We start from the raw sequence: 23,873 nt of genomic DNA, 5'->3' as shown, positions 1-23,873 counted from the left end.
GCCTCGCGCCAGTCCTGATCCAGGGCTTCGTCAGGCGGTTGCACCTGAACGCGGCACGGGTGCCCCACGAAAGCGGGGCACCCGTGCCGCGTTCAGTCGCCTTGCGGGTCAGTGGAAGAAGTGCCGCGTCCCCGTGAAGTACATCGTGATCCCGGCCTTCTTCGCGGCCTCGACCACCTGCTCGTCGCGGACCGAGCCGCCCGGCTGGACGATCGCCTTGACGCCGGCCTCGCCCAGGACGTCGATGTTGTCCGGGAAGGGGAAGAAGGCGTCCGAGGCGACGTACGAGCCGCGGGCGCGCTCCGCACCGGCCCGCTCCACCGCCAGCTTGCAGGAGTCCACCCGGTTGACCTGGCCCATGCCGACACCCACCGAGGCGCCGTCCTTGGCGAGCAGGATGGCGTTGGACTTCACCGCCCGGCAGGCCTTCCAGGCGAAGGACAGCTCGGCCAGCTCGTCGGCCGACAGGGCCTCGCCCGTGGCCAGGGTCCAGTTCGCCGGGTCGTCACCCTCGGCCTGGAGTCGGTCGGTCACCTGGAGCAGCGCGCCGCCGTCGATCGCCTTGACCTCGACCGGGGCGGCCGGAGCCTCGGGACAGCGCAGCACACGGATGTTCTTCTTCTTGGTGAGGGCCTCCAGCGCCCCCTCCTCGTAGTCCGGCGCGACGATGACCTCGGTGAAGATCTCCGCGACCTGCTCCGCCATCTCCTTCGACACCGGACGGTTGACGGCGATCACTCCGCCGAACGCCGACAGCGGGTCGCAGGCGTGCGCCTTGCGGTGCGCCTCGGCGACGTCCGCGCCGACCGCGATGCCGCAGGGGTTGGCGTGCTTGATGATCGCGACGGCCGGCTCGTCGTGGTCGTACGCGGCACGGCGGGCGGCGTCCGTGTCCGTGTAGTTGTTGTACGACATCTCCTTGCCGTGCAGCTGCTCGGCGCGGGCCAGACCGCCCCCGGTGCCGTCCACGTACAGCGCGGCCGGCTGGTGCGGGTTCTCGCCGTAACGGAGGGTGCTCTCGCGCTCCCAGGTGGCGCCGAGGAAGTCGGGGAAGCGGGAGTCGTCGACGGGGGCGTACTCGTCGGCGAACCAGCTCGCCACCGCGACGTCGTACGCCGCCGTGTGCTGGAAGGCCTCCGCCGCGAACCGCTTGCGGGCGGCCAGGTCGAAGCCACCCTCCTTGACCGCGGCCAGGACGTCGGCGTACCGCTCGGGGCTGGTGACGACCGCGACGGACGGGTGGTTCTTGGCGGCGGCGCGGACCATCGACGGACCGCCGATGTCGATCTGCTCGACGCACTCGTCAGGCGACGCGCCCGAGGCGACGGTCTCGCGGAACGGGTAGAGGTTCACGACGACCAGGTCGAACGGCGCCACACCCAGCTCGTCGAGCTGCTGCCGGTGGCTGTCGAGCCGCAGGTCGGCGAGGATGCCGGCGTGGACCTTCGGGTGCAGCGTCTTGACGCGGCCGTCCAGGCACTCGGGGAAGCCGGTGAGCTCCTCGACCTTGGTGACGGGGACGCCGGCGGCGGCGATCCGGGAGGCGGTGGACCCGGTGGAGACGAGTTCGACGCCCGCCTCGTGGAGCCCGCGGGCGAGCTCCTCGAGCCCGGTCTTGTCGTAGACGCTGACCAGTGCGCGACGGATGGGCCGCTGGTTGCTCTCGGCGGTCACTGGATAACTACCTTTCGTCCCTCAATGCGATAGCCGTTGCGGGCGAGCCGCCCCACGACCTCGACGAGCAGCCTGCGCTCGACTTCCTTGATGCGCTCGTGCAGAGCGCTCTCGTCGTCCTCGTCCCGGACCTCCACCACGCCCTGGGCGATGATCGGTCCGGTGTCGACGCCGTCGTCGACGAAGTGGACGGTGCAGCCGGTGACCCGGGCGCCGTACGCGAGCGCGTCACGGACGCCGTGGGCGCCGGGAAAACTGGGGAGGAGAGCGGGGTGGGTGTTGACGAACCGCCCGCCGAACCGCGCGAGGAATTCCTTGCCGACGATTTTCATGAACCCGGCGGAGACGACGAGGTCGGGCCGGTGGGCGGCGACGGCCTCGGCCAGCGCGGCGTCCCACTCCTCGCGGGTGCCGTAGTCCTTGACCTTTCGTACGAAGGTCGGGATGCCGGCGCGCTCGGCGCGGGCCAGGCCCTCGATGCCGTCGCGGTCGGCGCCGACCGCCACGATCTCGGCGCCGTACGCTTCGGTGCCCTCGGCGGTGATGGCGTCGAGCAGCGCCTGGAGGTTGGTGCCGGATCCGGAGACCAGCACGACTAGGCGCTTGGCAGCCACGGTGAGGGCCTTTCTCGGGGGTACGTCGGTACGGTGGCCGGGTACGCTCGCGACTCTGTACGTTCGTACGAATGCTTCGGGCCCCCGGATACGGGGAAGCCTACGAAGCGGCCGACCGTCAGCAACGATACCGGCACACCGGGCGGCCCCCACGGGACGGGGGCGTGGCCGGAAGGTAGCGTCTGGGAGGGGCCGGGTCGGGAACGCCGTCCGAGGGCGGAGCGTTCTGCAAAGTGACGGACCTGGTCGCACTCGTAAGAGACAGCCGTACTCACCAAGGGGAAGACGCTCACTTGATGCCGGACCGCAGCCTGCGACTCCTCACGCTCCCCCCGCAGTCGGTGCAGGGAGGGGAGCGCCACGGCGTGCTGCTGCGCGAGCGGCCCGCCTCGCCGCCGGACGCGCCGTCGGGCGGCGACAACGGCAACGACGGCGACGAGCGGGGCGGGGACAGCGCCGGGTCGTCCCAGCCGGGCGCCTCCCGGCCGGCCCGGCCCGGGGATGACAACCCGTTCGCTCCGCCGCCGGAGGGCACGCCCGACCGTCCGTGGCAGCCGCGTCGACCGGCCTCCGGGTCGGGCTCGGGTGACAGTGAGGGCGGCGACGGGGGTTCACCCTGGGGCAGCCAGTGGAGCGACCGCCAGCCCGGCCGGTCCTCCGGGAACTTCGGCGAGCGCCCCGGCGCGGGGCCCGAGACCCCGAGCGGCGGCGGGGGCGGCAACAGCCCCGGCACGAACACCCGCTGGGATCCGACGGACCCGGCCCAGCGCCGCGCGCGGTACGCCCTGCTGTGCGGTATGTGGGCCTTCTTCTTCGCACTGTTCAGCTGGCCGTACGTCGCTCTACTGCTCGGCGCGCTGGCTCTGTACTGGGGCATCAGCGCCCTCCGCGCCAAGCCCCGCACCCCCGACCCCGACACCCCGGCCCCGCAGCCGACCGGCCGCCCCCAGACGACGGCGGCGATCAGCGGCCTGGTCACCGCGTCCCTGGCCATCGTCCTGGTGGCGGCGGGCTTCACGGCGAAGCTGGTGTACAGCGACTACTACACCTGCACGAACGACGCCCTCACCAACGAGGCGAAGCAGTCCTGCGAAGACCTCCTGCCGGAGGGGCTGCGGGGAGTACTGGGCGCCAACAGCTGACGTCACCGGGGCGCACGCGTCCAGCCCGTGAGCGGAGCGCCTTGGCAGCGCGGTCGAAGGGCGGCAGCCCTCGGAGGGCGGGACGGGCAGGGGCGGCGGGAGCGGAGAACTCACGGCGTCTCGGGGGCGTCCCCCTGACCGGAGGCCTCCCGGAGCGCCGCCCAGCGGGCCTCGCGGGTCGGGTCGTCGGTGGGCCAAGGCGTCAGCTTCGGTGCGGCGTCCGGCTCCGGCTCCGTGGGCAGGACGTCGTACGGCTCGAAGGACTCGGTGTCGTAGGACGGCTTCCGCTCCTCCTGCGAAGCCGTCCCCTCCTTCCCCGCCTTCCGCGCGAACCAGCTCCGTCCGGCGTCCCGTTCCTCCCCCGCCCTGGGCTTCGCGACCCTCGGCCTCCCGCCCCCCGGCCCCCGCTCGCCGCCCCTCCCCCGGCGCCGCCAACCCCGCACCCCCACCGCCACCGGCACCCCCACCACCGCGCCCCACACCCACGCCGCCGCCCCCACCTGCCACCACACCGGCCCGAACCCCGCGAGCGCCGCCGCCCCCAGCGGCCCACCCGCCATCCCGGCGAGCCCCGCCGTCACCACCGCGCACAACGACGCCGCCAACAGGGCAACCCCAGCCGTCCGCCGCCGGGACCAGACCCCCTCACCTACGCTCCCCCGCCCCACGAACCACCCCACCGTCACCCCGGCCGCCACCGGAATCGCCCCCACCGCCCAGTGGAGCGCTGTTCCGGGGCCCGGGGCCGGGACCGCTGCCAGCAAGGGGAACGGGGGGAGCAGCGCGGCCGGTGAGGAGGCCAGGGGACCTACGACGTGGCCTGTGCCCAGGGAGAAGCCGGGGCCCAGGGCGTACGCCGTGCCCCACACCGCCGCGTTGGGCATCAGCGCCAGACAGAGCAGCAGCACCGCGAACTGCCCGGACATCCCCTCCGTGAGCTGGAGGAACGAGCTGCGCGCCGCACCCCCGTGCCAGACCAGCGACACCGCCAGCAGCAACGATCCGCCCCCGACCAGCACGGCCACACCGGCCCCGGCCGCCCGCGCCGCCGCGTCCAGACGCCCCCTCGCCTCCGGCCCGACGAACAGCCGCCGCACCCCCGCGGGCATCAGGATCAGCGCCTCGTCCACCGCGTCCCGCGGCCGGCCGTACGCCGTCCACACCCCCGCCCCCGCCGCCGGCACCGCGACGAGCGGCACGCACACCCCTGTCCATGCCCAGTCCGGCCGCAGCACCCCGCCCGCCGCGTACACCGCCGCGGCCGCGCCCACCGCGAGATAGCCGAGCACGACGCCCGCCCAGGCGGTGCGGCCGGAGACCACGGCCTCCTCCCCCTCCACCGCGTCCCGCGCGGCCCGGTGCACCAGCCACACGGGCAGCACGACCAGCAGCAACGGCGTGACGCCCACCGGCGCGGGGACCCCGGACAGGGTGTCGGCGCGGACCAGTTCGACGCCGTGCGCCAGCAGCCACAGCGCCGCCGCCACATGCAGCGCACCCCCGGGCCCGCTGTCCGGATACGGCGAACTGATCCACAGCACCATCACCAGGACGGCGAACGAGCCAAGACCGAGCCCCGCGGCCACCGCACCACCCAGGAGGCTCGCGGCCAGTCCGGGCGATCGGTCGCGCAACCGGGTGAGCAGGGACGACAACGGCGATCGACGAGCGGTCATCTGGATCACGCCCGCCATGCTCCCAACGACACGCGCTTTGCCGTCGTAACAGGCGAACCCCCGCCGTGTCGCCCAATATACATTTATGTACTTTTTCGTACGAAGGGGCGCCCTGTGACGCAGAGCCCTGCAACTCCGCTTCCCCCGCCCAAGGAACGCCGACGCCTGCGCGAGGCACAGTCGTTGACGCAGGCTCAGGTCGCGGCGCGGATCGGCGTCACCCGGGAGACGGTCCGCGCCTGGGAGACCGGCCGTACGACTCCGCGCGGCCGGAAGAGGGTGGCGTACGCACGGTTGCTGAGCGAGCTGAGCAGGCCGACGACGGGTCAGGAAGCCCCGGCCGAGCCGGACACGGAGGCCGTCGAGATCCCCGTACGAACGCAGTCGGCCGAGCCCGCGCGCGACGTGCTCGCGCTCCCTCCCGAGCCGGTGTCCGCCCGGACCCCCGACGATCTGACGCCCGCTCAGGCCTTCGACGCGCTGTACGCGTTCTGCGCCCCCGCCCTCGTACGACAGGCCTATCTGCTCACCGGGCGTCGGGAGCTGGCGCGGGAGTCGGTGGAGCGGGCCTTCCAACTCGCCTGGCAGCGCTGGCCCGAGGTGGCCGTCGACCGGGACCCGGCGGGCTGGGTGCGAGCGACGGCGTACGAGTACGCCCTCTCCCCCTGGCACCGCTTCCGCCCCCGCTACCGGCACCCCGAGCCCCCGCCCGCCGACGCCTCCGACCGCGCCCTGCTGGACGTACTCCTGACCCTGCCGCCGCCGTACCGGCGCACGCTGCTGCTCTACGACGGTGTCGGCCTCGATCTGCCGGAGATGGCGGCGGAGACCGAGGCGAGCACGCCGGCCGCGGCGAACCGGCTCGTGCACGCCCGTGAGGCCGTGGCCGAACGGCTGCCGGAGCTGGCGGATCCGGCCGAGCTCCACCGGCGTCTCGCCGAGGTGGCCGCGGCGGAGCGGCTGCGCGCCGCCAAGCCGCCGACGGTACGGACCGGCAGCGAGCGCCGGGCCAGCTTCTGGACCCGGGCCGCCATCGCCTTCACGGTCGCCCTGATCGGCACGACCGCCCTCACGCTCCGCACGGCCCCGACCCGGTACGAGCCCCCGGTGCCCCCGGGCGAGACCGTGCAGGGGGTGCCCCCGCGGGTGGCCCCGGGTCCGCTGTCGGAGTCGGAGCAGGAGCTGCGCGTGAAGCTGAGGGAGGAGACGGCGAGCGGCCCGGAGCGGCTGGTGCCGCAGGCCCGCTAGCACGCCGACGGGCCCGCTTCCCCGTGTGGGGGGCGGGCCCGTCGACGATCGGTCAGGCGGCCGGGACGGCTCAGGCGGAGAGGATCTCCCGCGCCAGCTTCGCCGTCTCCGTCGGGGTCTTGCCGACCTTGACGCCCGCGGCCTCCAGGGCCTCCTTCTTCGCCTGGGCGGTGCCCGACGAACCGGAGACGATGGCGCCCGCGTGACCCATGGTCTTGCCCTCGGGGGCGGTGAAGCCCGCGACGTAGCCGACGACCGGCTTGGTCACGTTCTCCTTGATGAACGCGGCCGCGCGCTCCTCGGCGTCGCCACCGATCTCACCGATCATCACGATCAGGTCGGTGTCGGGGTCGTCCTGGAACGCGGCCAGGGCGTCGATGTGCGTGGTGCCGATGATCGGGTCGCCACCGATGCCGACGGCGGTCGAGAAGCCGATGTCCCGCAGCTCGTACATCATCTGGTACGTCAGCGTGCCGGACTTCGAGACCAGGCCGATACGGCCCGGCTTGGTGATGTCGCCCGGGATGATGCCGACGTTCGACTGACCCGGGGTGATGATGCCGGGGCAGTTCGGGCCGATGATCCGGGTCTTGTTGCCCTTCTTGCCGGCGTACGCCCAGAAGGACGCCGTGTCGTGCACGGCGATGCCCTCGGTGATCACGACGGCCAGCGGGATCTCGGCGTCGATGGCCTCGACGACCGCGTCCTTGGTGAACTTCTCCGGCACGAAGATGACGGAGACGTTGGCACCGGTGGCCTCGATGGCCTCCTTCACGGTCCCGAAGACGGGTACCTCGGTGCCGTCGAAGTCCACGGAGGTGCCCGCCTTGCGCGGGTTCACGCCGCCCACGACGGTGGTGCCGTCGCCGAGCATGAGCTTGGTGTGCTTCATGCCGGTGGCGCCGGTCATGCCCTGGACGATGACCTTGCTGTCCTTGTTGAGCCAGATAGCCATGGTGTGTTCTGTCCTCGTCCTGAGTGCTTACTTGGCGGCGTGGGCCAGCTCGGCGGCCTTGTCGGCCGCGCCGTCCATGGTGTCGACGCGCTGGACCAGCGGGTGGTTGGCGTCGGTGAGGATCTGTCGGCCCAGCTCGGCGTTGTTGCCGTCGAGGCGGACGACCAGCGGCTTGGTGACGTTCTCGCCACGGTCCTCGAGGAGCTGCAGGGCCTGGACGATGCCGTTGGCGACCTCGTCACAGGCGGTGATGCCACCGAAGACGTTGACGAAGACGGACTTGACGTCCGGGTCGCCGAGGATGATCTCGAGGCCGTTGGCCATGACCTGGGCGGAGGCGCCACCGCCGATGTCCAGGAAGTTGGCCGGCTTGACGTTGCCGTGGTTCTCACCGGCGTACGCGACGACGTCCAGGGTGCTCATGACGAGACCCGCGCCGTTGCCGATGATGCCGACCTCACCGTCGAGCTTGACGTAGTTGAGGTTCTTCTCCTTGGCGGCGGCCTCGAGCGGGTTGGCCGCGGCCTTGTCGTGGAGCTCCTCGAAGTCGGGGTGACGGAACTCGGCGTTGTCGTCGAGCGACACCTTGCCGTCGAGGGCGATGACCTCGCCGGAGGCGACCTTCGCCAGCGGGTTGACCTCGACCAGGAGGGCGTCCTCCTTGATGAAGGTGTCCCACAGCTTGACGAGGACGTTCACGACCTTGTCGGCGACCTCGGCCGGGAACTTCGCGGCCTCGACGATCTCGCGGGCCTTCTCCTCGGTCACGCCGTCGATCGGGTCGATCGGCGTCTTGGCGACGGCCTCCGGACGGGTGGCCGCCACCTCCTCGATCTCCATGCCGCCCTCGACGGAGGCGATGGAGAGGAAGGTGCGGTTGGCACGGTCGAGGAGGAAGGAGACGTAGTACTCCTCCAGGATCTCCGGGGCCGTCTCGGCGATCATCACCTTGTGGACCGTGTGGCCCTTGATGTCCATGCCGAGGATGTTGTTCGCATGCTCGACGGCCTCGTCGACCGTGGCGGCGAGCTTCACGCCACCGGCCTTGCCGCGGCCGCCGACCTTCACCTGGGCCTTGACGACGGACTTGCCACCGAGGCGCTCAGTGGCTGCGCGGGCCGCCTCAGGCGTGTCGATGACTTCACCGGCCAGCACCGGTACATCGTGCTTGGCGAAGAGGTCCCTCGCCTGGTACTCGAACAGGTCCACGCGCTTCCGTCCCTATCAGTGATCTCGCGGTTCGTTGGATGCGTGGGCGTGCCGCGAAGGGCAACGTGACGTCCGCTGTCACAAGGGAGGCGCACACGGTGTCCGAGCGCGCGGCATGTCCGTCTCGCAGGTTATCGCTGGTTCCGGGGGGCCTCTAAATCGCGGGTCACACCTGAGCGGTGATACCTGTCACATGATGCCGCGCTCACTGGCACGGGGTGCCCTGTGTGAGGGGCGGGGGTCTGTGACGGGGAGGCTGCGCCGGGCTCGGGATTTGCGACGGGGAGGGCCTCACCGGGCTGGGGTTTGACCCGGTGAGGCCCCTTGAGCAGCCCGTAAGGGCCCGAAACGGTACGGCCCAGAGGGCTTCGCCCGGGCGTTCCCCACCCCAATGGGGACCGCCCGGGCCGCCCGTGAGGTCCCGGCCGGACATCACCGACGGCTTTCGGCCGTCCGGGTCCTGTCGCCTCACGGAGATCGGTTTCAGAGGTGTCGCGCGTACCCCGGGGTGACCGAGTGGGCGACGCTCCGCACGCCGCTGACGGCGTGGTCGGCGAGCGGCGTGGAGGTCACGTCCTCGGCGACGGGGACCACGTGCCCGGCGAAGGGCCCGACCTCACCCGTCACGCCGTACGCGAACGTCTCCCCGGCCCGCACGACCGGCTGGACGACATCCGTCACGGGCTGGACGACACCCTCGGCGAACGCCGGCCCGTGCCCGGCGACCCCGCGGGCGAAGGGCCCGGCCTCACCTGCGAGGCCCTGGACATCCCCCGCGACCCCGTACGCCAGCGCGGCGGCGTCCGCCACGGCCTGCCCGGCCACGGGCGCGACCCCCCGCACGGCGGTCCGCGCGACGGGCGGCAGCACGGCCTGCTCCGCATCAACGACGACCTGACCGACCAGACCGGTGGCGTACGGCGGCACGTCCGCGAGAACGCCCTCGACGGCGGACTGTGCGCCGTAGGCGATGGGGTACACGTCGGCGAGCGCCCCGTCCGCGACGGCCCGGACGTCGGAGGTGGTGCCGGTGACGAGAGGGCGCGCACCGGAGTCAACACCGGTCACGGTGGCGTGCACGTTGGTGGCGGTGCGGGTGGCGGTGGCGTGCACGTCGGAGGTGGTGCGGGTCGCGGTGGCGTGCACGTCGGAGGCGGCGCCGTGGGCGACCGGCCGGACGTCGGCGACGACGCCGTAGGCCATTGCGGTGGCGGCGGATACGGCCTGTCCGGCGGTCGCGGAGACACCGGCGACGGCCTGCCCGGCGGTGGTGCCGACGGCGGAGCCGGCTTGCCCGGCGGTGGTGGCGGCTCCACCGGCCGCGTAGCCGGCGGCGCCGCCCACACCCCCGGCCGCGTATCCGGCGGCGCCACCGACTCCGTTCACGGCTCCTCCCGCGAGGGGCGTCACGCCGTCGACGACGTGGCCACCGACCGGCCGCACGCCTTGGACCGCGTGCCCGACGGCTGGGGCGACCCCGGTGACCGCCCGCTCGGCGACGGGCGTGACGCCGTGGACTGTGCCGGTGACAGTGGGGAGGGCTCCTTCTACGGCGGAGGCGACGAGCGGGGGGACGGCTGCGGCGGCGGTCTCGTCGAGGACCGGAGTGGCGGTGCCGAGCGCCTGCTCGCGTACGGTCCCGACCGTGCCGGTGACGTGGCCGGGGACGGCGGAGACGCTCGCCTCGGCGGCACCCCTGACCGTCCGGGCCTCCGCGGCCGTGGTCGCGGCGACGCCGGCCACGCGGCCCTGGGCTCCGGCGACGGTCTGCTGAGCCGTCGTCCGTACGACGCCCTCGACGCCCTGTGCCTGGGCGCTTGCCGCCGTACGGGTGCCCTGGATCCGAATCTGCGCGGCGGCGAGGGCCTGCTCCAGCTCGGGGGCGAAGGCGGCGAGGGGGCCGAAGAGGTAGTCCACGGCGTCCGGGGTGTCCGGCGTCTGCGGCCCGGCCTGGGCCAGGTGCGCCACATCGGCCACGGCCGGGCGGGCGCTCCCGGTGGCCGTCGCCGTCGCGTGCTCGGCCGTCCGCTGCGCGGCCTGGGTGGCGCGGGCCGCCTTCACGCCCTCGGTGAGCTGGGCGGCACCTCCCTTGAGCTGGGCGGCCTTCGCCTGAGCGGCCGTGCTCGCCTTGGCGGTCCTCGTCGTGCTCGCCGCCTTCTCGGCGGTGGCCTCGACGGACGCCGTCCTCTGCGAGGCGTAGGCGACAGTCCCGTTAACGCCTTCCGTGACCTCTTCCGTCACGCCGGTGACGACACCCTCCACGGTGTCGCCGACCGGGTCGGCCGTGGCGTCCGGCACGGACAGGGTGGAGAAGGGCAGTTCGGAGGCATTGGCGCCGGTGGAGCCCAGCGCCCACGCGCCGGTGACACCGGCGGCTATCACGATGGAACGGCGGATGTTCTTGTTCATACGTGCGTCAGATCCTTAAGGGGGATTCCGAGACATCAGCGAGATGGGGGGACATTCCGGGCAGACCTGTTCCGCCCCCGCGCGGCAGGTCCACTGCGCGGGAAAGGTCTGCTCTAGGCAGGGGAAACGGGAATGTCCCGGGTCTCGTCCCGGGTCTCGTCCGCGTCGGCGCACGCCGCGGCACCGGCCAGCAGCAGCAGCGGGGTCCGGTCGTTCAGGGCGAGGCCATGGGCGTCGCCGTGTCGGGGCGTGCCGTTGTCGACGGTCGCCCGGTGGTCCGGCGCACCGCCCGGATGTCCCCCGGGCGCGTGCTGCGCGGGGGAGGGTCCGACGGAGTCGGCACGGTGGTGGGCCCCCGCCGAGGCGTGGGGCTCGGGGGCGTCGTACGAGGTGCTGAACCGGGGTCCGTACGACGCGCTCGACCCGTCCTCGGCAGGTCCCCCGGAGTTCTCCCCATCGCCGGGTGGGGCAGGAGCCGGAGTCGGCTCCGGCGCCGTGGCGCCGGGTGCCGTGAGGTCCGGTGCGGGCAGGGTCTGCCCCGGCAGCAGGGGCAGCTCCGGCAGGACGGGCAGCCCGGGCGGCGGCGACAGGGGCGGGAGCGTCGGCGCCTGGGAACGCGCCTCCTCCAAGCCGTCGGTCACCGCCCCGACGACCTCGCCGACCGGCCGTACGACATGCTCGTCGACGGCCGGGACGAGACGCTCGGCAACGGCGGGGACGAAGGCTTCGGGGGCGGCGAGGCCTTCTGGGGCGGCCGGGACCACGCGCTCGGTGACGGGACGAGGGCCCCGCTCAGCGTCAGCCGCTTGAGGCGCCGGCCGGTCGTGAGCGTCAGCCGCTTGAGCAGTCGGCCGCTCGGGAGCCGAGGGCTCGGGGAGCTCGAGCTCGGGCGTGTGCGCCTCGACCGACACAGCGGCCGCCGACGCGTCCGACAGTGCCGTGGGACCGTCCTCCGCCGCCTCGGCCCGCTGCCCGCCGAGGAGCCCGAGTGCGAACAACCCGCCCACCAGCAGCGCCAGATACAGCGCACGCCGTCCGGCCGCCGTGCGCCAGAAGCGCACAGCGGCACCGGGCAGGGCTGCTGACGAGGTCAAGAGGGGGTGGGTCCTCCCGTGCGGCGGAACTGGGCGTGTGACGCTCCGGGCGTGACGAGCGTCGATCCTCGCACGGGACTCCCGAGGTTACGCAAGCCCCCTGTGACCGATGCGCACTCATGTCCCTTTTACCGGCCTCGAGCTACGCCGGATCCGGCACCGGTATCGGCCGTTTCTCGATCGCCGCCGCCATCACCTCGGGGAACAGATCCGGCGTACAGGCGAAGGCCGGCGCGCCCAACGCGGCGAGCGCGGCCGCGTGTTCCCGGTCGAACGCCGGCGCCCCCTCGTCGGACAGCGCGAGCAGCGCCACGAACTGCACTCCGGACGCCTTCATCGCCGCCACCCGCTTCAGCATCTCGTCGCGGATGCCCCCTTCGTAGAGGTCGCTGATCAGCACGACCACCGTCTCGGCGGGCCGGGTGATCTGTGACTGGCAGTACGCCAGCGCCCGGTTGATGTCGGTACCGCCGCCGAGCTGGGTGCCGAACAGCACGTCGACCGGGTCGTCCAGCTGATCGGTGAGGTCGACCACCGCGGTGTCGAAGACGACGAGCCGGGTGTCGATCGACCGCATGGAGGCCAGCACCGCCCCGAACACCGACGCGTACACCACCGAGGCCGCCATCGACCCCGACTGGTCGATGCACAGCACGACCTCCTTCTTCACCGACTGGGAGGCCCGCCCGTACCCGACGAGCCGCTCGGGCACGATCGTCCGGTACTCCGGCAGATAGTGCTTGAGGTTGGCGGCGATCGTGCGGTTCCAGTCGATGTCGTGGTGGCGCGGCCGGTTGATCCGCGCGCTGCGGTCGAGGGCGCCGCTGAGTGTGGCCCGGGTACGGGTGGCGAGCCGCTTCTCCAGATCCTCGACGACCTTGCGCACGACGGCCCGTGCCGTCTCCTTCGTCGTCTCCGGCATCGCCTTGTTGAGGGAGAGGAGGGTGCCGACGAGATGCACGTCGGCCTCCACCGCCTCCAGCATCTCCGGCTCCAGGAGCAGCGTGGACAGGCCGAGCCGGTCGATGGCGTCGCGCTGCATGACCTGGACCACGGAGGAGGGGAAGTAGGTGCGGATGTCCCCGAGCCAGCGCGCGACGGACGGCGCCGACGCACCGAGCCCCGCCGAACGGTCCTTCCCCGTCCGGGGTTTGTCCCCCTTGCCGTAGAGCGCGGCGAGTGCCCCGTCCATCGCGGCGTCCTGGCCGGACAGCGCGCATCCGGTGCCGTCGGCGGTGTCCCCGCCGAGCACGAGCCGCCAGCGGCGCAGCCGTTCCCGCGCCGGGTCCGTCAGCTCCGTCGTCATCCGCGTGCCCCTCCGCCCAACCGCTCCCAGAGCGGGACCACCGGCACGGTCGTCGCGGGCCGCCGGCCCACCGCCTCCGGTCCCTGCCCGTGCCGCGGTCCTACGGCCTGCGCCGCTCGGGCCCGCTCCCCGCGCTCGCTCAGCCTCTTGGCCGTCATCGCGCCACCCCCACCAGTTCGTCGTCGTCCGTCTTCAGCCCCAACAGCAGCCGCACCACCGGCAGCACGGCTTCCGCCCGCGCCGGATCGAGCTCGGCCGCGAATCCCGGTACCCCCGAACCCGTGGCCGCCACCCCCGACCGCTGCCCCGGTCCGCGCCGCACCAGCTCGCCGAGTGTTCTGCGCACCCCCGGCTCGTACGCCGAGAAGGTGCGCCGCAGCAGCGGCAGTACGTCGGTGAACGCGTCCGCGGGCACCCCGGTCAGCCAGGCGTCGACCAGGCCGAGCAGGCGCTCGTCGTGCACGAGCAGCATCCCGCCGCCCGAGCCGCCGCCGACGAAGCCCTCGATCCAGGCCGCCGCGTCCCCGGGTGGGGTTCCGGGCGACAGCACGAGGCCCATGAGCCGCGCCGCCTCGTCCTGCGCCAGCTCCCCTTCGTCGAGCAGGAGTCGGACGGCCCGTCCCCGGATCACGCCGGGCACCGTGTCCCGCACGGACAGCACCCTGAGCACCGTCTGCCAGCGGGCGCGCAGATCCCCGTGGCCCGGGGCGGGGGTGTCGCCGAGCAGGCCCACCGCCCCGTGCACGGCGTCCACATGGCGCCGTATCTCCTCGGCGGCGTCCGCGTCGAGCCCGGCGCACGCCGGGGGCAGGCCGACGAAGATCCGCTCGGCCAGGCCGGCCGCGACCTCCGCGAGCGCCCCGGTGCCGGTGCCGCGCACATCGCCGTAGCGCAGGGAGCGCACCAGGGCCGGGAGGGCCTGGGCGAGATGACCGACGTCCGTGTCGAGCGCCGCCCGGTCCGCGAGCACCCGCATCACCGTCGGCAACGCGTCCGGCAGTTCGGCCAGCAGACACAGCTCGGCGAGCGCGGTGACATCGGCGAGACCCGGCGCGGAGACGGCGTCGGACTCGGCCTTGGCGGTCGCGGCGGCGAGTACGGTCGTCCCCCACACCCCGGCTTCGGCGATCCGCACCGACAGCTCGGGTTCCCAGCGCAGCCGCCAGGTCTCCCGGAACGTGCCCGTGCTCCCCCGGGAGGCGACCGGTTCCCCCCACGGGATGCCGAGCAGCCGCAGCCGGTGCAGCAGCCGGCTGCGCCCGGCGTCGGTGTCCTTGCGCAGGTCCAGCTCCAACTCGCGCTCCAGCGCCTCCGGTTTGAGCCGCAACCGGCGCTGAACCCGGTCGAGGTCCCGTTGCAGCGGTACGGCGGGCGCGTCCGGCGGCACCTCCCCCAGCACATCGCCCACCACCAGCCGGTCGTGCACCAGCGCCAGCGGTACGTCCGAGCCGTCGCACATCACCGCCCGCACCGCGTCGGTCGTCTCGCTCAGGCCGGGCAGCGGGCGGCCGCGCATCACCGCGAGCGTCTCGGCGAGCCGGACCGCCTCGATGACGTGGGCGGAGGACACGATCCGGTCCTCGGCCCGCAGCAGCCCCGCCACCTTGGTCAGCCAGCGTTCGACGGGCCGGTCCCTCGCGCGGAACAGATGCCCGTACCAGCCCGGCGAGTCGATGCCCGCCCCGTAACCACTGGCCCGCGCCAGCCTGCGATACGTCCACGGCACCCAGGTCATGTCCGCCTTGACCTTGGGCAGCCCCTTCAGCCGGGCCCGGTCGGCGGCGACGGTGGTCCGCTCGCCCAGCGCGGGCACGTGCCACGCGCCGCACACGACGGCCACCTCTTCTCCGAACTCCTTCTGCGCGGCCCGCACCTGGAGCCGCATGTACGCCTCCCGCACGAGGTCCCGCTCGTGCCCGCCGCTGCCGTACACCTCCCGCAGCGCCGCCATGGCCTCCGCCAGCACGGCGAACGGCGCGAGCGGGTCCCCGGCGCCGGCTCCCCGGTGCTCGACCACGTCCTCCCACCAGCGCTCGGCGTCGTCGTAGCCGGCGACTTCGGCGAGCACGGCGAGGGGGTCGATCCGCACGGCCGTGCCTCGCTGCTCGGCGGGGTCGGCGCCGTCGTCCCCCGAGGGTGCCTCGGTGGGCGCCTTTGCCCCCTCATTGTCCCAGGCGAGCGTGTGCGTGGCGGGCAGGTCGATGAAGCGGGCCGGTACCCCGTGGTCCAGGGCCCAGCGGATCGCGACCCACTCCGGGGAGAACTCGGCCAGCGGCCAGAACGCCGAGCGGCCGGGCTCGTCCACGGCGTGGGCGAGCAGGGCGACCGGCGGACGCATGTCCTCCTCGGCCGCGAGCGGGATCAGCGCGTCGGCCTCGGGCGGCCCCTCGATCAGCACCACGCCCGGCCGGGCCGCCTCCAGCGCCGCCCGCACGGCCCGCGCGGACCCGGGCCCGTGATGGCGTACGCCGAGCAGCAGCGGCCCGACGCCGGTGCGGTCACCTTCCGTCGTCACACCGTCCCCCTCGCCCGGCACGGCCACCGAGTGTCGTCCCCGCTCATCCCGTCCCCTTTGCCGAAACCGGCCCTCACACCGTCCCCCTGATACGAGGTCACGCGCTCACCTCCCGGCAGGCGCGGTAGAAGTCGGTCCAGCCGTCCCGTTCGCGGACGACCGCCTCCAGGTACTCCTGCCAGACGACCCGGTCCGCCGCCGGATCGCGGACCACGGCGCCGAGGATGCCCGCGGCGACGTCACCGGGCCGCAGCACGCCGTCGCCGAAGTGGGCGGCCAGCGCCAGCCCGTTGGTCACGACGGAGATCGCCTCGGCCGTGGACAGCGTGCCGCTGGGCGACTTCACCTTCGTGCGGCCGTCGGCGGTCACCCCGTCCCGCAGTTCCCGGAAGACCGTGACCACCCGCCGGATCTCGTCGACGCCGTCGGGCACGGCCGGCAGATCGAGGGACCGTCCGATCTGGTCGACGCGCCGGGAGACGATGTCGACCTCGGCGTCCACGCTCTCCGGCAGCGGCAGCACGACCGTGTTGAAGCGGCGGCGCAGGGCGCTGGACAGGTCGTTGACCCCGCGGTCGCGGTCGTTGGCGGTGGCGATGAGGTTGAAGCCGCGCACCGCCTGCACCTCCTGGCCCAGCTCCGGGATCGGCAGGGTCTTCTCCGACAGGATCGTGATCAACGTGTCCTGCACATCGGCCGGGATCCGGGTCAGCTCCTCGACGCGGGCCGTCATCCCCTCCGCCATGGCGCGCATGACCGGGCTCGGCACCAGCGCGTCGCGGCTGGGCCCGTGCGCGAGCAGCTGCGCGTAGTTCCAGCCGTACCGGATGGCCTCCTCCGGGGTGCCGGCGGTGCCCTGCACCAGCAGGGTCGAGTCGCCGCTGACGGCCGCGGCCAGATGCTCGGACACCCAGGTCTTGGCGGTGCCGGGCACGCCGAGCAGGAGCAGGGCGCGGTCGGTGGCGAGGGTGGTGACGGCGACCTCGACGATGCGGCGCGGCCCCACGTACTTCGGAGTGATCACGGTGCCGTCCGGCAGTGTGCCGCCGAGCAGATAGGTCGCCACCGCCCACGGCGACAGCTTCCAGCGCGCCGGGCGGGGGCGGTCGTCCTGCGCGGCGAGCGCGGACAGTTCGGCCGCGAAGGCGTCCTCGGCGTGCGGTCGCAACGCCTCGGTCGGGGCGCTCTCACGGGCGGTCTCGGTCTGCGGGCTCACGGATGTGGTCATGGCGAAGTCCCCCTCCAGCTCAGCCGGTTCGGATCTGTCACCCACCGTGCACCACGCCACTGACAATCGGCCCTGACCTGCGCAAACGCGCTCGCCGGACCGATTGTCAGTGGGGGGATCTACCTTCGATGACATGACTCAGCAGGGGGTGCGCTGGAGCGCGGAACAGGTGCTGGCACTGGCGCCTGACGCCGCGTCACGCAAAGCGGGCGGCAAACTCGGCGCGGCCGGGCCGTGGTCCGAGGCGGGCAGTTCCGACGAGGGGACGGTGTGGGGGCTGTGCAAGGGCAGTGGCAGCAAGCCGTATCAGACGGTCGTGGACATCGCGGACGCGGCGGGTCCGGCGTACAAGTGCAGTTGTCCGAGCCGGAAGTTCCCGTGCAAGCACGCGCTCGGGCTGCTGTTGCTGTGGGCGGGCGGGGACGGTTCGGTGCCGCAGGGGCAGCCGCCGGACTGGGCGCGGGAGTGGATCGAGGGGAGGAAGAAGCGCGCCGAGCAGAAGCGGGCGGAGGGCGAGGGATCCGCTCCGGCCGGCTCGGCTGATCCGGAGGCGGCGCGGCGGCGGGCGGAGCGCCGGGCCGAGAAGGTCACCGCGGGGGCGACGGAGCTGGAGCAGCGCCTCGCGGACCTGCTGCGCGGCGGCCTCGCGGGCGCGGAGCAGGCGGGGTACGGGCTGTGGGAGGAGACGGCGGCCCGGATGGTCGACGCCCAGGCCTCGGGGCTCGCGGCGCGGGTCCGGGAGTTGGGGGCGATCCCCTCGTCGGGTCCCGGCTGGCCGGTGCGGCTGCTGGAGGAGTGCGCGCTGCTCCATCTCCTGGACCAGGGCTGGCTGCACCGCGAGCGGCTGCCGGAGGGCCTGGCGGCCACGGTTCGCTCCCGTATCGGACTGCCGGCCACGCCGGACGGCCCGCCGATCCGCGACCGCTGGCTGGTGCTCGCCCAGTACGACACGGCGGACACACGGCTGACGACCCGCCGGATCTGGCTGCACGGCGCCGACTCGGCCCGCACCGCGCTCCTCCTCTCCTACGGCGCCGCGGGCCGCGCCCCGGAGCTGGCACTGCCGGTCGGGCTGTCGCTGGAGGCGGAGGTCGCCCCCTATCCGGGCGCCGGACAACTGCGGGCGTCCCTCGGCGAGCGGTTCGCCGCTCCCGTACCGACGCGGCTGCGGCCGCGGGGAGTGACGACGGCCGAGGCCGCGGCCCGCTACGGCGAGGCGCTGCGGGACGATCCCTGGCTGGACTCGGTCCCGGTGACGCTGGAGCGGGTGATACCGACCCCGGACGGCGAGTCCTGGCAGCTGGCGGACGCCGACGCGGACGCGGCCCTGCCGCTCACCCCCGCGGCCCGGTCCCGGCCCGGCCTGTGGAAGCTGGTCGCCCTCTCCGGCGGCGCCCCGGTCAAGGTCTTCGGCGAGTGCGGCCACCGCGGCTTCACCCCGCTCGCGGCCTGGCCGCAGGGGCCCGGTGAGGCGGTGTCGCTGTGCTGAGCCGAGTCCCGGCCCTTTGCCCGTCCCACTCCGCAGAAGGGACCCTCATGAACGGCACCCCGACTCCCGCCTGGGAGGAGCTCGTCACCACGGCCCTGCTCGGCACCGACCGCCGCACCCCACCGGGCGGGCAGGCACAGGCCGCCGACACCGGCTCCCCGGCCAAGGAGGCTCCGGTGGCGCTGCTCGACGCGGCGGCCGTGGAGACCGTACGGCGAAGGGCGGGCCTGCTGCCGGCCCGTGCGGCCGACCGGCCGGAGCCCGCCCCCGAGGATCCGCGCCCCGCGCTGCCCGAGCCGGCGGCCCGCAGACTGGCGCTGCTGCTGGCCGACCGGGCCGCCAGTACGGGCGGCGGGCGCAGAGGCACGGCGCCCGACCTCGTGGAACTACTGCCGCAATGGCTCACGACGGCCAACGCCCACGGTTACGCGGCGCCCCCGCAGATGCTGCCCGCCCTGCTGGACGCGGCCCGGGGCCGGACCGACCTGCGCCCGGCCGCGCTGCGCTTCGCGGGCCCCCGCGCGGTCTGGCTGGCCCGGCTGAACCCGGACTGGCGGTTCGCGCTGCGCGCGACCCCCGGCGGAGGCACGGCACTGCCCGGACCGGACGAGCAGGACCGGGTCCGACGGCTGTGGCAGGAAGGGCTGTTCGCCGAGCGGGTCGCACTGCTCGCGGCGATCCGCGCCCGGGAGCCCGCCGCCGCGCGGGAGCTGCTCGAGACGACCTGGGCGACGGAGCGGGCCGAGGACCGGCTGATGTTCCTCGACTCGCTGCGGACCGGACTCGCCCCGCCGGACGAGCCGTTCCTGGAGCAGGCACTGGCCGACCGGAGCCGCAATGTCCGGGCGACGGCGGCGGAGTTGCTGTCGGCGCTGCCGGAGTCCGCGCTGGCCGGGCGGATGGCGGTGCGGGCCGGGGCGTGCGTGACCGTCGACCGCATGCGGGACACCCCGACGATCAGTGTCGAGGCGCCGCACGAGTGCGACGCGAGCATGGAGCGCGACGGTGTGGTGCCCAAGGCTCCGGCGGGACGCGGGGAACGGTCGTGGTGGCTGGGACAGTTGGTGGAGGCGGCGCCGCTCGGCACCTGGCCGGGGCGGCTGGGTGGCCGTACGCCCGCCGAGATCGTGGCGCTGCCCGTGGCGGACGACTGGCAGGCCGAGTTGCACGCGGCCTGGTGCCGGGCGGCCGTACGCCAGCGGGACGGCGCGTGGGCGCGGGCGCTGCTCGGGACGCCGTCGGCGCCGGAGGCCGGAGGGCCCGGCGCGGTCTCCCTGGCCGAGCGGGCCAAGCTGCTGGGCACGCTGGACGCCGCCGAGCGGGCCGAGTGGGTGGCCGGGTTCATCGCACGGCACGGGCTGTCCGAGGCGTTCCAGCTGCTCGGGGTGTGTGCCGTGCCCTGGGCGCCGCCGCTCGGACGGGCGGTCGTCGACGCGCTCAACATCGCGCGGGACGCCGGGAGTTACCCATGGAGTTTCAGCGGAGTGATGGGGCTCGCCGAGCGCTGCCTCGACCCGGCGGAGGCAAGCCGCCTCGACGGACTACTGGCCGTACCGGACGAGGCGGAGGACGCGTCGCCGGGGGCGGGCGGGTACTGGGCGGAGGCGTTCCAGCGCCTCGTCACGACCCTGCGCCTACGCGCGACCATGCTGGAGGAACTGACGAACCCCCGGCCGCCGAGCTGACGCGGGCCGGCGCCGGGGCGCGGAACGCGCGGCCCGGCGCCGACGGGCCGCGCACCAGGACGTACGGCTCAGGCCCCGGCCGGCTGGCGCACGTTCGCCCGGACCCAGTCCACGATCGACTGCGTCGTCGCCCCGGGCGTGAAGATCTCCGCGACGCCCTTCTCCTTCAGCGGAGCGATGTCCGCCTCCGGGATGATGCCGCCGCCGAAGACCAGGATGTCCGCCGCGTCCCGCTCCTTGAGCAGCGCGATCACCGCGGCGAACAGCGTGTTGTGGGCGCCGGAGAGGATGGACAGACCGATCGCGTCGGCGTCCTCCTGGATCGCCGTGTCGACGATCTGCTCGGGCGTCTGGTGGAGCCCGGTGTAGATGACCTCCATACCGGCGTCGCGCAGCGCCCGCGCGATCACCTTCGCCCCGCGATCGTGGCCGTCGAGCCCCGGCTTGGCCACCACCACGCGGATCGGACCGGCTGCCACACCCATCACTGCCTCCATGAAGCGACTACATCCATCCGTACCGACAAGTACCGCACACATCTCGCTCGCCGTACACGCGGAACCCGTCGTGGCACGGACGCCCCGCGCCACACCGCCCGGGGAAGTGAACGAACGTTATCGCCAGCATCCCGCAACCGGCAGTTTCGCGGTGGATACCGAGGGGGAAATCACACGGTGGGACACGTTAGCCGCGCACCGTTCCGAACCTCTGCGGCACACGGGCCGCGGACAGAGGCGGCCACCGGGCCACAGCCGGAACTCGCGCACTGGGAGCCGCAACGAGGTCGCCGCACCGCCGCGACGCAGGCCGCGCGCCGTGATGGTGCGGCGCGTCGGCGAGGGCACGGAGAGCACGCAGGGCAGGTACGGCACGACAGCGGGGAGCCTCGTCGCCACACCGGCGGAGAGCCTCGTCACGTCACCGGCGTCACGCACGCCATACGCCGCGCTCACCCCGCGCGGCCCGCTCGCGCACCGTCGACGTGCCTCGCCGCGACTTCCCATGAGGGCACACGGGGGATCAAGGGGTCCTCGGGTGTGCCGACAGGAGGTCGGCCATGAAGGTCACCAAGGCTGTTCTGCCCTTTCTCCCGCTCTGTCAGCGGCTCCTGCCGAGCCGACTGGCCGGACTCTCCCTGGCGCTCCTGAAGGCCACCGCCCTCGAGATCGCGATCCTCGCCGGGCACCTCCTCCTCTACCCCTCCGGGATCACCCAGGAGCGCAGGGCGGCGCTCCCCGCACCGGGCGGCCCCGACACACCGCAGCTGCCGACGGAGACGAAGCCCCCGGTCGTACTGCTGCACGGTTTCATAGACAACCGCTCGGTGTTCCTGCTGTTGCGCCGCAGCCTCGCCCAGCACGGCAGGCACCAGATCGAGTCGCTCAACTACTCGCCCCTGACCTGTGACATCCGCACGGCGTCCGAGCTGCTCGGCCGGCACATCGAGGAGATCTGCGCGCGCACCGGCAGCCAGCAGGTGGACGTCGTCGGACACAGCCTCGGCGGACTCATCGCCCGTTACTACGTCCAGCGGCTCGGCGGCGACCTGCGCGTGCGGACCCTGGTCACCCTCGGCACGCCGCATGCGGGCACGAAGGTGGCGCCCCTGGCCAACGCGCACCCCATCGTGCGCCAGATGCGCCCCGGTTCGGCGGTGCTGGAGGAGCTGGCCCTGCCCGCGCCCGGCTGCCGTACGCACTTCGTCGGTTTCTGGAGCGACCTGGACCATCTGATGGACCCGCTGGAGACGGCCTGCGTCGACCACCCCGACCTGCTGGCGCAGAACGTGCGGGTGAGCGGGGTCGGGCACCTCGCCCTGCCGGTGCACCCGGCCGTGGCCGCGGGGATACGCCAGGCCCTCGACGCGGAGCCGTCCAAAGGCGCGGAAGCGGCCCGCGCGGGTGGGCTGACGGTGGCTTAGCCACCGCCGTCACATCGAACACTCTTCGAACACAAGCCCAAAGTCGCGCCCGCAGTCCCCCGAAACACGGCCGAATGCCCGTTTCCCGGAAGCACGAAACCTGCCGAAGATTGTCGTGCCCGCGTACCGCCGGGTACAGTCGCCGCACTGCTCTGCCAGCCCCTGTTGTCGAGGCGAAAGAGAAGTTGGTGAACGACCGTCACCCGTCGGGGACCATGACCACCCCGGCTCCGGCTTCCGAGGCCGACTCGGCGCACTACGCGTCGTACGGCACCCAGGAAGCCCCGTACGGCGACTTCACCACGCACGGTCACTACGACGCCACCGGTTTTCAGCAGACCACCGGGACCTTCGACACGGACCCGCTGTTCGGCACCATGCCGGGCGACGGCACCGGCTCCTACGACGCGAGCCAGTGGACGGGCGGCCACCAGACTCCGCACTACGACGCGTACGCGGCCCAGCACCACGCCGCCTACGACACCGGCGCGTACGAGACGACCGCCTGGTCGGCCGAGTACCAGCACCTGTCCGTCGTACCGCCGCAGTCCACCGGCCCCGACACCGGCGGCCATTGGGACGCGAACGCCTGGCAGCAGCCCGATCAGTCCGCCGGTACCGCCGACCAGACCCAGCACTGGGAATGGGGCACGCAGACCTTCGACACCGGCGCCTACGACGCCACGCAGTGGAACTCCGGCGGCGCCGCCACCGGGGCCGACGACTACGAGCACCGGGCCGAATCGTTCGACCAGCAGGCGACGGCCACCTTCGAGCAGGTCTCGGCGGAGGAGACGCCCTACGGCGAGCAGCACCACCACGAGTACCGGCCGTCCCACGAGGAAACCGCCTCCGGCGAGGACGAGTTGACCGCCACCGGTGAACTCCCCGCCGTCACGTCCCTCCTCGACGAGGAGGAGGAGACCGCCCCGGCCCCGGGCTCCCGCACCGCCGCCCGAGCCGCGGGACGCTCCCGCCGCCGTCCCCCCGCCAAGCGCTCCGCGCTGCTGACGATCGCCGTGCCGTCGGCGTGCGTCATGGGCGTGGCCGGGATCGCCGCCGCCTCCGTCGGAACCCTGACGGACGAGAAGGACACCGCGACGACCGCCTCGGACACCACCCAGGCCGTGAAGCCGTCGACCGCGAACAACAAGCTGGACACCCAGCTGGAAAGCCTGTCCGCCGGGGCCGACGACTTCGCCGACCGGGCCAGCCGGACGCAGGAGCGCATCGACCTCAAGGCCGAGCAGGAGGCCGAGCGGAAGAAGGCGGCCGAGGAAGCGGCCCGCAAGGAGCGGCTGCGCCCGAAGTTCGCGCTCCCGGTCGCCCAGCACGGACTCAGCGCCTACTACGGCCAGGCCGGCATCAACTGGATGTCGGTGCACAGCGGCATCGACTTCCCGGTGTCGTACGGCTCCACGGTGATGGCCGCGACCGACGGCACCGTGCGCACCCAGTGGAACGCCGCCTACGGCAACATGATGATCGTGACCGCGATGGACGGCACGGAGACGTGGTACTGCCACCTCTCCACCTACCAGGTCGCCTCCGGTACGACCGTGAAGGCCGGCGACGCCATCGCGTACTCCGGGAACTCCGGCAACTCGACCGGCCCGCACCTGCACTTCGAGGTGCGCCCCGGCGGCGGCTCGGCCATCGACCCGCTCGCCTGGCTGCGCAGCCACGGGCTGGACCCCTCCTAAAGCCC

Annotated in this window: 18 protein-coding genes; 6 read left to right on the top strand and 12 right to left on the bottom strand. The window is 73.4% G+C overall.

The features are described from left to right. Nucleotides 1-108: 108 nt before the first annotated feature. Together purH and purN are read right to left on the bottom strand one after the other, a co-directional pair. On the bottom strand, nt 109-1,674 hold the full coding sequence (purH, locus tag ACWDRW_RS05445; RefSeq protein WP_451720471.1) for a bifunctional phosphoribosylaminoimidazolecarboxamide formyltransferase/IMP cyclohydrolase: 1,566 nt from the start codon (nt 1,672-1,674) through the stop codon (nt 109-111). Next, entirely contained in the window at nt 1,671-2,288 is a 618-nt protein-coding gene (purN, locus tag ACWDRW_RS05440; RefSeq protein WP_451720468.1) for a phosphoribosylglycinamide formyltransferase, read from the bottom strand. The genes purH and purN overlap by 4 nt, the downstream gene beginning before the upstream one ends. Nucleotides 2,289-2,584: 296 nt before the next feature. Here purN and ACWDRW_RS05435 point away from each other — a divergent pair, with 296 nt between their 5' ends. Beyond that, nucleotides 2,585-3,430, top strand: a complete 846-nt coding sequence (locus ACWDRW_RS05435; RefSeq protein ID WP_451720466.1) for a hypothetical protein — start codon at nt 2,585-2,587, stop codon at nt 3,428-3,430. 110 nt (nt 3,431-3,540) lie between these two features. Here the strand turns inward: ACWDRW_RS05435 and ACWDRW_RS05430 are convergent, their stop codons facing one another. Continuing rightward, the gene (locus ACWDRW_RS05430) at nt 3,541-5,124 is read right to left on the bottom strand and encodes a cell division protein PerM (protein ID WP_451720463.1); all 1,584 of its coding nucleotides are present in this window, start codon (nt 5,122-5,124) and stop codon (nt 3,541-3,543) included. 96 nt (nt 5,125-5,220) lie between these two features. Between ACWDRW_RS05430 and ACWDRW_RS05425 the strand changes: the two genes are divergently transcribed. Beyond that, nucleotides 5,221-6,354, top strand: a complete 1,134-nt coding sequence (locus ACWDRW_RS05425) for a helix-turn-helix domain-containing protein (protein ID WP_451720460.1) — start codon at nt 5,221-5,223, stop codon at nt 6,352-6,354. A 70-nt stretch (nt 6,355-6,424) separates the two neighbouring features. Here the strand turns inward: ACWDRW_RS05425 and sucD are convergent, their stop codons facing one another. From sucD to ACWDRW_RS05385, 8 genes are all read right to left on the bottom strand, one after another. Then, nucleotides 6,425-7,309 (bottom strand): succinate--CoA ligase subunit alpha, encoded by an 885-nt coding sequence (sucD, locus tag ACWDRW_RS05420; protein ID WP_451720457.1) that lies wholly within the window; start codon nt 7,307-7,309, stop codon nt 6,425-6,427. Between the two features lie 27 nt (nt 7,310-7,336). Beyond that, nucleotides 7,337-8,518, bottom strand: coding sequence for an ADP-forming succinate--CoA ligase subunit beta (sucC, locus tag ACWDRW_RS05415; protein ID WP_451720454.1), 1,182 nt, complete (start codon nt 8,516-8,518; stop codon nt 7,337-7,339). A gap of 483 nt (nt 8,519-9,001) precedes the next feature. Further along, nucleotides 9,002-10,927 carry a hypothetical protein gene (locus ACWDRW_RS05410; RefSeq protein WP_451720451.1) on the bottom strand — a complete coding sequence of 642 codons (1,926 nt, stop codon included), beginning with the start codon at nt 10,925-10,927 and terminating at the stop codon, nt 9,002-9,004. A gap of 113 nt (nt 10,928-11,040) precedes the next feature. Further along, nucleotides 11,041-12,021: a hypothetical protein gene (locus tag ACWDRW_RS05405; RefSeq protein ID WP_451720449.1), complete on the bottom strand. Its 981-nt coding sequence runs from the start codon at nt 12,019-12,021 to the stop codon at nt 11,041-11,043. Nucleotides 12,022-12,163: 142 nt separating this feature from the next. After that, on the bottom strand, nt 12,164-13,327 hold the full coding sequence (locus ACWDRW_RS05400; protein WP_451720446.1) for a VWA domain-containing protein: 1,164 nt from the start codon (nt 13,325-13,327) through the stop codon (nt 12,164-12,166). After that, the gene (locus ACWDRW_RS05395; protein WP_451720444.1) at nt 13,324-13,485 is read right to left on the bottom strand and encodes a hypothetical protein; all 162 of its coding nucleotides are present in this window, start codon (nt 13,483-13,485) and stop codon (nt 13,324-13,326) included. Before ACWDRW_RS05395 ends, ACWDRW_RS05400 begins: the two co-directional genes overlap by 4 nt. Further along, entirely contained in the window at nt 13,482-15,842 is a 2,361-nt protein-coding gene (locus tag ACWDRW_RS05390; protein WP_451720441.1) for a DUF5682 family protein, read from the bottom strand. The genes ACWDRW_RS05395 and ACWDRW_RS05390 overlap by 4 nt, the downstream gene beginning before the upstream one ends. Nucleotides 15,843-15,939: 97 nt before the next feature. After that, nucleotides 15,940-17,070, bottom strand: coding sequence for an ATP-binding protein (locus ACWDRW_RS05385; protein ID WP_451720438.1), 1,131 nt, complete (start codon nt 17,068-17,070; stop codon nt 15,940-15,942). A 133-nt stretch (nt 17,071-17,203) separates the two neighbouring features. Here ACWDRW_RS05385 and ACWDRW_RS05380 point away from each other — a divergent pair, with 133 nt between their 5' ends. Together ACWDRW_RS05380 and ACWDRW_RS05375 are read left to right on the top strand one after the other, a co-directional pair. After that, nucleotides 17,204-18,559 (top strand): SWIM zinc finger family protein, encoded by a 1,356-nt coding sequence (locus ACWDRW_RS05380; RefSeq protein WP_451720435.1) that lies wholly within the window; start codon nt 17,204-17,206, stop codon nt 18,557-18,559. A gap of 47 nt (nt 18,560-18,606) precedes the next feature. Beyond that, the gene (locus ACWDRW_RS05375) at nt 18,607-20,244 is read left to right on the top strand and encodes a DUF5691 domain-containing protein (RefSeq protein WP_451720432.1); all 1,638 of its coding nucleotides are present in this window, start codon (nt 18,607-18,609) and stop codon (nt 20,242-20,244) included. 68 nt (nt 20,245-20,312) lie between these two features. Here the strand turns inward: ACWDRW_RS05375 and ACWDRW_RS05370 are convergent, their stop codons facing one another. After that, nucleotides 20,313-20,729, bottom strand: a complete 417-nt coding sequence (locus tag ACWDRW_RS05370; protein ID WP_451720429.1) for a cobalamin B12-binding domain-containing protein — start codon at nt 20,727-20,729, stop codon at nt 20,313-20,315. Nucleotides 20,730-21,301: 572 nt separating this feature from the next. Between ACWDRW_RS05370 and ACWDRW_RS05365 the strand changes: the two genes are divergently transcribed. Continuing rightward, complete coding sequence (locus tag ACWDRW_RS05365; protein ID WP_451720426.1) at nt 21,302-22,165, top strand: esterase/lipase family protein; 864 nt, start codon at nt 21,302-21,304, stop codon at nt 22,163-22,165. A gap of 215 nt (nt 22,166-22,380) precedes the next feature. Then, nucleotides 22,381-23,868, top strand: a complete 1,488-nt coding sequence (locus tag ACWDRW_RS05360) for a M23 family metallopeptidase (RefSeq protein WP_451720934.1) — start codon at nt 22,381-22,383, stop codon at nt 23,866-23,868. Nucleotides 23,869-23,873 lie beyond the last annotated feature (5 nt).

Source organism: Streptomyces sp. NPDC003635 (assembly GCF_053587635.1).
The sequence above is the reverse complement of the archived record's forward strand: the minus strand, read 5'-3'. Positions and strand labels throughout refer to the sequence as shown.

Excerpts from the sequence above, each read along its gene's own strand:
- ACWDRW_RS05435 (WP_451720466.1), top strand. The coding sequence starts at position 2,585 with ATGCCGGACCGCAGCCTGCGACTCCTCACGCTCCCCCCGCAGTCGGTG.
- ACWDRW_RS05430 (WP_451720463.1), bottom strand. The coding sequence starts at position 5,124 with ATGGCGGGCGTGATCCAGATGACCGCTCGTCGATCGCCGTTGTCGTCC.
- sucD (WP_451720457.1), bottom strand. The coding sequence starts at position 7,309 with ATGGCTATCTGGCTCAACAAGGACAGCAAGGTCATCGTCCAGGGCATG.
- ACWDRW_RS05410 (WP_451720451.1), bottom strand. The coding sequence starts at position 10,927 with ATGAACAAGAACATCCGCCGTTCCATCGTGATAGCCGCCGGTGTCACC.
- ACWDRW_RS05400 (WP_451720446.1), bottom strand. The coding sequence starts at position 13,327 with ATGACGACGGAGCTGACGGACCCGGCGCGGGAACGGCTGCGCCGCTGG.
- ACWDRW_RS05395 (WP_451720444.1), bottom strand. The coding sequence starts at position 13,485 with ATGACGGCCAAGAGGCTGAGCGAGCGCGGGGAGCGGGCCCGAGCGGCG.
- ACWDRW_RS05385 (WP_451720438.1), bottom strand. The coding sequence starts at position 17,070 with ATGACCACATCCGTGAGCCCGCAGACCGAGACCGCCCGTGAGAGCGCC.
- ACWDRW_RS05380 (WP_451720435.1), top strand. The coding sequence starts at position 17,204 with ATGACTCAGCAGGGGGTGCGCTGGAGCGCGGAACAGGTGCTGGCACTG.
- ACWDRW_RS05375 (WP_451720432.1), top strand. The coding sequence starts at position 18,607 with ATGAACGGCACCCCGACTCCCGCCTGGGAGGAGCTCGTCACCACGGCC.
- ACWDRW_RS05370 (WP_451720429.1), bottom strand. The coding sequence starts at position 20,729 with ATGGGTGTGGCAGCCGGTCCGATCCGCGTGGTGGTGGCCAAGCCGGGG.
- ACWDRW_RS05365 (WP_451720426.1), top strand. The coding sequence starts at position 21,302 with ATGAAGGTCACCAAGGCTGTTCTGCCCTTTCTCCCGCTCTGTCAGCGG.
- ACWDRW_RS05360 (WP_451720934.1), top strand. The coding sequence starts at position 22,381 with ATGACCACCCCGGCTCCGGCTTCCGAGGCCGACTCGGCGCACTACGCG.